At 60.6% G+C, this 11,325-nt stretch carries 8 protein-coding genes; all 8 read left to right on the top strand.

Translation table 11 applies throughout. The annotated features are described in order from the left end of the window. The 8 genes from EV281_RS18720 to EV281_RS18685 all read left to right on the top strand — a co-directional run bounded on the left by EV281_RS18720 (nucleotide 1) and on the right by EV281_RS18685 (nucleotide 11,322). Complete coding sequence (locus EV281_RS18720; RefSeq protein WP_132655439.1) at nucleotides 1-1,161, top strand: acyl-CoA dehydrogenase family protein; 1,161 nt, start codon at nucleotides 1-3, stop codon at nucleotides 1,159-1,161. Between the two features lie 3 nt (nucleotides 1,162-1,164). After that, complete coding sequence (locus EV281_RS18715; protein WP_132655008.1) at nucleotides 1,165-3,219, top strand: acetate--CoA ligase family protein; 2,055 nt, start codon at nucleotides 1,165-1,167, stop codon at nucleotides 3,217-3,219. A 6-nt stretch (nucleotides 3,220-3,225) separates the two neighbouring features. Continuing rightward, entirely contained in the window at nucleotides 3,226-4,008 is a 783-nt protein-coding gene (locus EV281_RS18710; RefSeq protein ID WP_132655006.1) for a carnitinyl-CoA dehydratase, read from the top strand. 120 nt (nucleotides 4,009-4,128) lie between these two features. Next, nucleotides 4,129-5,718 carry an ABC transporter substrate-binding protein gene (locus EV281_RS18705; protein ID WP_132655004.1) on the top strand — a complete coding sequence of 530 codons (1,590 nt, stop codon included), beginning with the start codon at nucleotides 4,129-4,131 and terminating at the stop codon, nucleotides 5,716-5,718. Nucleotides 5,719-5,809: 91 nt separating this feature from the next. Next, nucleotides 5,810-6,817 carry an ABC transporter permease gene (locus EV281_RS18700; protein WP_132655002.1) on the top strand — a complete coding sequence of 336 codons (1,008 nt, stop codon included), beginning with the start codon at nucleotides 5,810-5,812 and terminating at the stop codon, nucleotides 6,815-6,817. Then, nucleotides 6,814-7,641, top strand: a complete 828-nt coding sequence (locus tag EV281_RS18695; protein WP_132655000.1) for an ABC transporter permease — start codon at nucleotides 6,814-6,816, stop codon at nucleotides 7,639-7,641. Before EV281_RS18700 ends, EV281_RS18695 begins: the two co-directional genes overlap by 4 nt. After that, nucleotides 7,634-9,265 carry an ABC transporter ATP-binding protein gene (locus tag EV281_RS18690; RefSeq protein WP_132654998.1) on the top strand — a complete coding sequence of 544 codons (1,632 nt, stop codon included), beginning with the start codon at nucleotides 7,634-7,636 and terminating at the stop codon, nucleotides 9,263-9,265. Before EV281_RS18695 ends, EV281_RS18690 begins: the two co-directional genes overlap by 8 nt. 53 nt (nucleotides 9,266-9,318) lie before the next feature. Next, the gene (locus EV281_RS18685) at nucleotides 9,319-11,322 is read left to right on the top strand and encodes a CocE/NonD family hydrolase (protein WP_132654996.1); all 2,004 of its coding nucleotides are present in this window, start codon (nucleotides 9,319-9,321) and stop codon (nucleotides 11,320-11,322) included. Nucleotides 11,323-11,325: the final 3 nt, after the last annotated feature.

Here is an 11,325-nt window from a genome sequence, read left to right as displayed (position 1 = left end):
ATGGATTTCGGCCTCAGCGAAGAACAGGAAATGATCGTCGAGACGGTCCGCGGCTTCGTCGAAACCGAAATTCATCCGCATGAGAACGAAGTCGAGCGCACGGGTTTCGTTCCGCCGGATCTTGCGGCTGATATCCGGCGCAAATGCATCGATCTCGGCTTCTACGCCTGCAATTTTCCCGAGGAGGCGGGCGGCGCCGGCCTCGACCATGTCACCTTCACGCTGGTCGAGCGGGAACTCGGCCGCGGCTCAATGGCACTGACGGTCTTTTTCGGCCGTCCCTCCGGCATCCTGATGGCCTGCGAAGGCGAGCAACGTGAACGGTATCTGCTTCCTGCCGTCCGCGGAGAAAAGATCGACGCGCTGGCGATCACCGAGCCCGATGCCGGTTCTGACATGCGCGGTATGAAATGCGCCGCTCGCAGCGACGGCAGCGACTTCGTCCTCAATGGCACCAAGCATTTCATCTCGCATGCCGATGTCGCCGATTTCATCATCGTCTTTGCCGCGACCGGCGAAGAGGAAACGCCGAGAGGCCTCAAGAAGAAGATCACTGCATTCCTCGTCGATCGCGGCACGCCAGGCTTCGAAATCCTAAAAGGCTATGATTCCGTCTCCCACCGCGGCTATCACAATTGCACCTTGAGCTTTGCCGATTGCCGGATTCCGGCAACCCAAGTGCTCGGCGAGGTGCATCATGGTTTCGAACTCGCCAATCAATGGCTCTACGGCACGCGACTGACAGTCGCCGCCACCTGCGTTGGCCGGGCGCGGCGCGTCTTCGACATGGCTTTATCCTATGCCGCCGAGCGCAAGCAGTTCGGCAGGCCGATCGGCGCCAATCAGGGCGTCTCCTTCAAGCTTGCTGACATGATCACCGAGATCGACGCGGCCGACTGGTTGACGCTTTCGGCAGCGTGGCGTCTGGATGCAGGCTTGAGTTCCGATCGCGAAATCGCCTCGGCCAAGCTTTACGCCTCAGAAATGCTTGCCCGCGTCACGGATGAGGCGATCCAGATCTACGGCGGCATGGGCCTGATGGACGATCTGCCGCTTGCCCGCTTCTGGCGGGATGCGCGGGTCGAACGTATATGGGACGGCACGTCGGAAATCCAGCGCCACATCATCAGCCGCGATCTGCTGCGGCCTCTGGGAGCGTAGCCGATGACAGCACGCGCGCTCGACCGCCTGTTCAGACCGCAAACGATCGCCGTCTTTGGCGGCCGCGAAGCGCGTCGGGTGATGGAGCAGTGCGACAGGATGGGGTTTGCAGGAGAAATCTGGCCCGTTCACCCGACGCTCGACGAGCTCCTCGGGAGGCAGTGTTACAGAAGCGTTTCCGAACTGCCGTCGCCGCCGGACGCCGCCTTCGTAGGGGTCAACCGGATATCGACCGTCGAAATCGTGCGCAGCCTGTCGGCGGCGGGTGCCGGCGGTGCGGTCTGTTATGCCTCCGGCTTCAGCGAGGCCGTGGCGGAACTTGCCGATGGCTGCCAGCTGCAACAGGCATTGGTTGGCGCTGCAGCTGACATGCCGATCCTTGGACCAAACTGCTACGGCTTCATCAACGGCCTCGACGGCGCGCTGCTCTGGCCCGATCAGCATGGCATGAAGCGCGTCGAAGGTGGTGTGGCGATCCTGACCCAATCGTCGAATATAGCGCTCAACCTGACCATGCAGACACGCGGCCTGCCGATCGCCTATGTCGTGACGTCAGGCAACCAGGCGCAAACCTCGCTATGCGATCTCGCCTGCGGCCTGCTTGCCGACCCACGCGTGACGGCGCTTGGCCTCCATGTCGAGGGCTTTGGCGACAAAGCTGCGCTCGAGCGCCTTGCCGCCACAGCCCGCCTGACGAAAAAGCCCGTCGTTGTTTTGAAAGTCGGCAAGTCCGAACAGGCAAGACAGGCAACGCTCTCCCATACCGCATCCCTTGCCGGCGGCGACGCCGTGGCCGATGCAGTGCTTACCCGCCTCGGCATCGGACGCGTCGAAACGCTGCCGGCGCTGCTTGAAACGCTGAAACTCCTGCATGTGGCAGGCCCGCTGCAAGGTGCCACTATCTCCTCGATGAGTTGTTCGGGCGGCGAAGCCTCGCTGATGGCGGATGCTGCAGTCGGGCGCTCCGTCACGTTCCGAGATCTCGAACCAAAGCAACTGCCGCGCCTGAGAAATATTCTCGGCGACATGGTGACGCTCTCCAATCCGCTCGATTACCACACGTTCGTGTGGGGCGATCTTGCGCGTCAGACGGAGGCTTTCGCGGCCATGTTCGAAGGCAGCTATGACCTCAATCTCATCGTCCTCGATTTTCCGCGCGGTGATCGATGCGAGGCGACAGATTGGATGACGGCGGCTGACGCGGTCACCGTTGCGGCGTCTACGACAGGCGCGCTTACCGGGATTCTGGCGACCCTTTCCGAAAACATGCCGGAAGCTGTCGCCGACCGTCTGATCGCCGAAGGCGTCGTCCCCTTCTGCGGTATTGATGAAACCCTGATCGCCGCGGAAGTCGCAGCCGGAATCGGCCATGCCTGGCGCAAACCCCCTTCCCTGCCGCTTCTCAACGTGGTGTCTGTCGAAGGCGCAATCGAAACGCTGAGCGAGGCCGATGCGAAGACGGAACTCGATATCGCCGGCCTTCGTATCCCCAAAGGCCGGGTTGCAACTTCGCCGCTTCAGGCGGCGGATTGTGCCGAGCGGCTTGGCTTTCCTGTTGTCCTGAAAGCCCTTGGCGTCGCGCACAAGACCGAAGCGGGCGCCGTCGCACTCAACCTGAAGGATGCTAAGGCCGTATTGGATGCCGCATCAAAGATGGCTGCGACAGACGGTTTTCTGATCGAGAAGATGATCGACCGGCCCGTCGCGGAGCTGATCGTCGGCGCTTCCCGCGACCCCGTTTTCGGATTATCGCTAACGCTGGGTGCCGGCGGAATTTTCGTCGAATTGCTGGAGGATTCCGTCATTTTGCCGCTGCCGACGACGAGATTGGAAATTTCGGAGGCAATATCGCGTCTTAAGATCGCAAAATTGATCGAGGGATATCGCGGGCGTCCGAAGGGAGATCTTGAAGCGACCGTGACGGCTGTCGCGCGGGCGGCAGATTATGTCGTAATGAATGCGGCACGGCTGGAGGAACTGGACATTAATCCATTGATGGTTCTTCCCGAGGGGCACGGCGTGGCCGCAGTCGATGCCCTGATCCGGCGGAGGAGGTAGCATAGGTTGAGCGAGCCCATTCGGACCCGACGGGTCGGCGCAGTGCTGGAAGTCATCCTCGAGCGGCCGAAGGCGAACGCCATCGACCTTGCCACCAGCCGCGCCATGGGACTGATATTCCGCGATTTCCGGGACGACACCGCGCTCCGGGTTGCAATCATCTCCGGCGCGGGTGAGAAATTCTTCTGCGCCGGATGGGATCTGAAGGCTGCCGCGGCAGGCGACGCGGTCGACGGGGACTATGGCGTTGGCGGTTTCGGCGGGCTGCAGGAACTGCGCGATCTCAACAAGCCGGTCATCTGTGCCGTCAACGGCATCTGTTGTGGAGGCGGACTGGAGATCGCACTTTCCGCCGATCTGATTCTTGCCGCCGAGCACGCGACCTTCGCCCTTCCGGAAATCCGCTCCGGCACGGTTGCCGATGCCGCCTCGGTGAAGCTGCCGAAGCGCATCCCCTATCATATCGCCATGGACATGCTTTTGACCGGCCGCTGGCTTGACGTCCATGAGGCGCATCGCTGGGGCTTCGTCAATGAGATATTGCCCGCGGACGGGCTGATGGAGCGGGCTTGGGATCTCGCCCGCCTGCTCGAAAGCGGGCCGCCGCTCGTCTACGCCGCAATCAAGGAAATCGTCCGTGAATCGGAGGGTTCGACCTTTCAGACTGCCATGAACAAAATCACCAAACGGCAGTTTGCGACGGTGGACCGGCTTTATTCGAGCGAGGACCAATTGGAAGGCGCACGGGCTTTCGCCGAAAAACGAAGCCCTAACTGGAAAGGACGGTAACAAGGCGGCGGCAACCGCATCATCTTCCCGCAAGCGTGCGGGCACCTGGGACGGAAGAGGAAACCGTTCGGGAATCTGCCCAAAAATCGAAGTCAACGCACCATAAGAAGGAGAAGGGGAATGAACGACTACACTAAATATCTCGCAAGCCGGGTGACCGCCGGTGGCCTCAGCCGCCGCGAATTCCTGGGACGCGCCATGGCGGCCGGCCTGACGCTTACTGTTGCCGACAAGCTCTTTACCGAAAGTGCCGAGGCCGCCGAGCCGAAGCGTGGCGGTCATTTGAAACTTGGGCTGGAGGGCGGGGCTGCAACCGACTCCAAGGACCCGGCGAAATTTCTGTCGCAATTCATGTTCTGCGTCGGTCGCTGCTGGGGCGACATGCTGGTTGAATCCGACCCGCTGACGGGCGCTGCCGTACCGGCGCTTGCCGAATCCTGGGAACCGTCGAAGGATGCGGCAACCTGGACCTTCAAGATCCGCAAGGGCGTCAAGTTCCACAATGGCAAGGAACTGACGATCGACGACGTAGTCGCCACACTCAAGCGCCATACCGACAAGAAATCGGAATCCGGCGCGCTCGGCGTCCTCGGCTCGATCAAGGAAATCAAGGCCGACGGCGGCAACCTCGTCCTGACGCTTTCGGAAGGCAATGCCGACATGCCGCTGCTATTGACCGATTATCATCTGGTCATTCAGCCGAATGGCGGTGTCGACGATCCGCTCGCCTCGATCGGTACTGGCCCGTACAAGCTCATGAGCTTCGAGCCTGGCGTGCGCGCCACTTTCGAAAAGAACAAGGACGACTGGCGCACCGATCGCGGTTATGTCGATTCCATCGAAATCATCGGCATGAACGATGCCACGGCGCGCATCGCCGCGCTTTCGTCCGGCCAGGTGCACTACATCAACCGTGTCGATCCGAAGACCGTCAACCTCTTGAAGCGCGCTCCGAATGTCGAGATCCTTTCGACTGCCGGGCGCGGCCACTATGTCTTCATCATGCATTGCGACAAGGCGCCGTTCGACAATAACGACCTGCGCCTCGCGCTCAAATACGCCATGGACCGCGAAACCATGGTTCAGAAGATCCTCGGCGGCTACGGCAAGGTCGGCAACGACTTCCCGATCAACAGCACCTACGCGCTCTTTCCCGAGGGGATCGAACAGCGTGCCTACGATCCGGACAAGGCGGCCTTCCACTACAAGAAATCCGGCCATAGCGGCTCGGTTCTGCTGCGCACTTCGGAGGTCGCCTTCCCCGGTGCCGTCGATGCGGCCGTCCTTTATCAGGAAAGCTGCAAGAAGGCAGGTATCGAGATAGAGCTCAAGCGCGAGCCCGGCGACGGATATTGGACCAACGTCTGGAATGTCCAACCTTTCTCGACCTCCTATTGGGGCGGCCGCCCGACGCAAGATCAGATGTATTCCACCGCCTATCTCTCGACGGCCGACTGGAACGATACCCGCTTCAAACGTCCGGATTTCGATAGGCTGCTTCTCCAGGCGCGTTCCGAACTCGACGATGCCAAGCGCAAGGAACTTTACCGCGCCATGGCAATGATGGTGCGCGACGAGGGCGGTGTGATCCTTCCGATGTTCAACGACTTCGTGAACGCCTCCACCAAGCAGGTGAAGGGTTATGTCCACGACATCGGCAACGACATGTCGAACGGCTACGTCGCGACCCGCGTCTGGCTGGAGGCCTGAAGCCGGGACATCTAAGTCCGATCTCCAGCGAAGCCGGGACCGCGGGACAAAACCCGCGGTCCTCCTGACGTTTCAGCGCGAGGCCTTCACCATGTCCAGTCCGACCTCAGGCAATATCCTGCCCGGCCTTAGGTTCCGGCAGCGTTTTCCGCTGCTTGCCCTCATTCTCGAGCGCTTCGTGCTCAGCATCATACTGCTCTTTGCCGTCTCCATCCTGATCTTCGGCGGTCTGGAAGCGCTTCCAGGCGATTTCGCCACGACCTATCTCGGTCAATCGGCAACGCCGCAGGCGGTCGCTAATATTCGCAAGGATCTTGGGCTCGACCGGCCAGTGACGACGCGATACGTCGAATGGCTTGGCAATGCCGTTCAAGGAGATTTCGGCACATCATGGGCCAGCAAGAACTCCGTCAGCGAACAGATCGGCAAGCGGCTCGGCAATTCGCTGTTTCTGGCCGGTTTTGCCGCCCTAATCTCCGTGCCGCTGGCCGTCGGACTCGGCATGGTCTCGGCGCATTTCCGGGGCCGCCTGCCGGATAAGATCATCAACATTATTTCGCTTGCGGCGATCTCGCTGCCGGAATTCTTCATTGGCTACCTGCTGATCATGTTTTTCGCGGTGAAGTTCGGCGTCGCGACCTTTCCCGCCACCGTCTATGAGAGCATGAGCGTTGCCGATCGTCTGAAGGCAATCGCCCTACCGACGGCGACCCTCGTGCTGGTCGTGCTTGCCCACATGATGCGCATGACGCGTGCTGCAATCCTGTCCGTGATGTCGTCTGCCTATATGGAGACGGCTGAGTTGAAGGGGCTTTCTGCGTTCCGCTCGATCGTCAAGCACGCCGCGCCGAACGCGCTCGCGCCGATCATTAATGTCGTGGCGCTGAATCTCGCCTATCTGATCGTTGGTGTGGTCGTCGTCGAGGTGGTCTTCGTCTATCCCGGCATGGGCCAGTATATGGTCGACGCCGTGAGCGTGCGCGACATGCCGGTAGTGCAGGCCTGCGGTCTGATCTTCGCTGCCGTCTACATCTTCCTCAACATGCTGGCCGATATTCTTGCGATCATCGCCAATCCCAGGCTGAGGCATCCGAGATGAAATTGAGAGATATCCCCACTACCGCCTGGATCGGCATGATCGGCATTGCGATTGCCTTCGTCTTCGCTCTCTTTGCACCCTTGATCGCGCCCTACGGGGAGACCGAGGTCGTCGGCAGCGTCTGGCAGACGCCTGATGCGCAATATGTCTTCGGCCTCGACAATCTCGGCCGCGACATCCTCTCGCGGTTGATCTACGGCGCACGAACCACGCTCTTCGTGGCGCTTGCCGCGACGGTCATCTCTTTCTCGCTCGGCGTCATCTTAAGCTTCACGGCAGCCGTGTCGCGCGGGCTGGTCGATATGATCTTCTCCCGTTTCAACGACCTGATGATGTCGATTCCGACGCTGATCTTCGCGCTCGTGGTTCTGGCCGTACTGCCACAGAACATCATCGTGCTGATCCTCGTCATGGCGATCCTGGATTCCACCCGCGTCTATCGTCTCGGCCGCGCCGTGGCACTCGATGTCGCTGTCATGGAATTCGTCGAGGCGGCCAAACTTCGCGGCGAAGGAAAACTCTGGATCATCTTCCGGGAGATCCTGCCGAACACGCTGACACCGCTGCTTGCCGAGTTCGGGCTGCGTTTTGCCTTTTCGATCCTGTTCCTCTCGACATTGTCCTTCCTCGGCCTCGGCATCCAGCCGCCATCGGCTGACTGGGGCGGCATGGTCAAAGACAACAAGGACGGCATTATCTTCGGCATTTCGGCAGCCCTCGTCCCGGGGAGCGCGATCGCCGCCCTCGCAGTCTGCGTCAACCTGGTCGTCGACTGGCTTTTGAAACGAACCTCGAGCCTCAAAGGAGGGCGTGGCGATGCCTGATCTTCTTTCCGTCCGTAATCTGAAGATCGAAGCCACCAGCTATCCGCCGGGTGAAGCGCCGAAACGCGTGACCATCGTTGACGGCGTTTCCTTTGATTTGCTGAAAGGCCGGGTGCTAGGGCTGATCGGTGAATCCGGGGCCGGCAAGTCAACGATCGGACTCTCGGCACTTGCCTATGGCCGAGGCGGTGCCGAGATCACCGGCGGGGAAGTGCTGCTCGACGGCGACAATATCCTTGCCCTTGGCAGGAATGGCATCAGACAGATCCGCGGCGCCCGCGTCTGCTATGTGGCTCAGTCGGCCGCAGCCGCCTTCAATCCCGCCCACCGGCTCGGCGACCAGGTGATTGAGGCTTCCGTCAAACACGGGCTCATGAGCAAACAGGAAGCGAAAAAGCGAGCGCTCTACCTCTTCCAAGTGCTTGGCCTTCCCCATCCCGAAAGTTTTGGCGAACGCTTCCCGCATCAGGTCTCGGGCGGCCAGTTACAGCGCGCCATGACGGCTATGGCGCTTTGCTCCAACCCCGAACTGATCGTTTTCGACGAACCGACGACGGCACTTGACGTCACCACCCAGATCGACGTGCTCGCGGCGATCAAGCATGCGATCGAGGCAACGCATACAGCGGCCCTCTATATCACCCATGATCTCGCCGTCGTTGCCCAGATCTCCGATGACATCATGGTGCTGCGCCATGGCAAGACGGTGGAATACGGCAGTGTCCAGCAAATCATCGAAGCGCCACGGGAGGACTATACCCGCGCGCTGGTCAACGTCCGGCAGACACTGAGGGACGAAGCTGTCGATCAGTCCGATGCACTGCTGAAGATCGAAAATGTCAGCGCGGAATATTCTAATGGCTTCAAGGTCCTGAACGATGTCAGCCTGCATGTGCCGAAGGGACAGACATTGGCGATCGTCGGTGAATCGGGCTCGGGAAAATCAACGCTCGCCCGCGCCGTCACCGGGCTGCTTGCGCCAACCGCCGGCACGATATCGTTTGCCGGCAAAGCGTTGACGCCCGACGTCCGACACCGGCCACGCGACGACCTGCGCCGCATCCAGCTCATCTACCAGATGGCCGACACAGCGATGAACCCGCGTCAGACCGTGCGCGACATCATCGGCCGGGCGCTGACCTTCTATTACGGCCTCAGGGGAGTCTCAAAGACGGACCGTGTGAAGGAACTACTCGACCAGATCGAGATGGGTAACGGCTTCCTGAACCGCTACCCGGCAGAGCTCTCGGGCGGCCAGAAGCAGCGTGTGGCGATAGCGCGCGCGCTGGCTGCAAAGCCCGAACTCATCCTGTGCGACGAGCCGACCTCGGCTCTCGATCCGCTGGTGGCTGAAGGCATCCTGAAACTGCTGCTGCGCCTGCAAGAAGAAGAAAAGCTATCCTACATCTTCATCACCCATGACATCGCCATCGTCAGGGCTATTGCCGACAGTGTCGCGGTCATGCATCGCGGCAGGGTCGTGCGGTTCGGCCCGAAATCGAAGGCGCTTTCCCCGCCCTTCGATGACTATACCGATCTGCTCCTGAAATCCGTCCCGGAGATGGAGATTGGCTGGCTCGAAAAGGTGCTGACCACCCGGCGGATGGAAAGTGCCGGCAACTGAACCGTCAACGCAGCCGGTTCCGCCGGCTCAACGATTGCTGCCAGGGAAAACACATGAGCCAACGCTCCTTCACGACGATCGAAAACCAGTGGATCACACTTGGCGATGGAACGCGCCTGGCCGCGCGGATCTGGATGCCTGATGGCGCAGACGCCGACCCGGTGCCGGCCGTCTTCGAGTTCCTGCCCTATCGCAAGCGCGATGGAACGAGCCTGCGCGACGAATCGACCTACCCCGTCTTTGCTGCCGCCGGCATTGCCGGAGTGCGTGTCGATATCCGGGGTTCGGGCGAATCCGAAGGCGTGATCGATGGCGAATATACCGAACTTGAGCTTGCCAACGCCTGTGAACTGATCGATTGGATCGCCAGCCAGCCCTGGTGCAACGGCGCGGTCGGCATGATGGGCATTTCATGGGGCGGCTTCAACAGCCTGCAGGTAGCGGCCCTTCGCCCCCCGGCATTGAAGGCTGTCATCTCGATCGCCTCGACTGTGGATCGTTACAATGACGACATCCATTACAAGAATGGCTGTCACCTGTCCGCCCAGCTTTCCTGGGCCGCGACGATGCTAGGCTACCAGTCCCGCCCGCCGGATCCGGCTGTTGTCGGCGATCGCTGGAGGGAGCTGTGGCTGGAAAGGCTGCAAAACGAGCCCTTCTTCATGGAGGAGTGGCTCGCCCACCAGCGACGAGACGCCTTCTGGAAACACGGTTCGATCTGCGAGAATTTTTCAAGTTTGGAAATCCCGGCGCTGGTAATCGCCGGCTGGGCCGATGGCTATCGCAATACACCGCTGAAGGCAATCGCGGGGCTTGGGACGAGAGCAAAGGCGCTGATCGGTCCCTGGGTTCATAAATATCCGCATTTCGCCTTCCCAAAGCCACGCGCCGATTTCCATGGCGAGGCGATCGCCTGGTGGAACTGTTGGCTGCGCGGAGAGAAGAACCATGCGGAAAACACGCCGCAACTGCGCGCCTATATACTCGATGCCGTGCGCCCTGCCCCGCGCCGGGAAGCTGATCCCGGCTTCTGGGTCGCAATCGACGCGTGGCGAGCACCAGCGGTGCAATATTTCCACGCAGGATCATCGGGCCGGCTCGACGAAGGAGTGGTTAGATTGCAGACGTTGGCGCAAGACGTCCATCTGCGCTCGCCACTTGATACCGGTACGGCATCGGGGGAATATTTCACACTGAAACCGGATGCCGAAATGGCGATCGACCAGCGAGGCGACGATGCCGGCTCTCTTGTCTTTGAAACCCCACCGCTTGCCGAGGATTGCGACTACCTCGGCCAGCCTGTCGTCACTCTGGCGCTACGCTGTGAGGCAGACACTGCAAATCTCTGCGCGCGGCTCGTCGATGTACATGAGGACGGCATGGCGACACGCGTTTCCTTCGGCGTCCTCAATCTTGCTCATCGCGATGGCAGCGCCGAGCCAAGACCCATGAAAAGCGGCGACCGCGTGATTGTACGCCTTGTTCTGGATGCCTGCGGCTATCGTTTCCGCGCCGGCCATCGCATCCGCCTTTCACTTTCTACCGCCTATTGGCCGATGATCCTGCCGCCGCCGACTGATCCCGGCCTTGTCATCGATACGACTTCAATCGAACTTGCCTTGCCGATGCTTGCCAATCATCGCCTAATTGCGGTGAAGGAGCCGGATAATCCCGATCCGCTGCCGAAATATATCGAACATGCGCCGGCTGACACGAAAAGGCAGGTCGTCAAAGAGCTTTGTGCCAATCGAACCGAATACCGTATCCATGAGGATACCGGGCTTTTCGAGCATCCCGATACAGGGCTCAGTACGCGCCAACTGCGCGATGAGACATGGTCGATCGCGCTAGACGACCCGCTCTCCATGACGGGCCAATCCACCTGGACCTGCGACATGCAACGTCCCGGCTGGTCGGTGACGACGGTGGCGACTGCCGCGATCGGCTGCACGGCAACACACTGGGTTATCGCCGCCAACGTCACGGCCTACGAGGGTGGGGTAAAGGTCTTCGAAAAGGATTTCGAAGAAAAGAAGATCGCGCGCGACCTGATGTAGCGA

It is taken from the genome of Rhizobium sp. BK418 (assembly GCF_004341105.1).
In the GTDB taxonomy this organism is placed as follows: domain Bacteria; phylum Pseudomonadota; class Alphaproteobacteria; order Rhizobiales; family Rhizobiaceae; genus Rhizobium.
The sequence above is the reverse complement of the archived record's forward strand: the minus strand, read 5'-3'. Positions and strand labels throughout refer to the sequence as shown.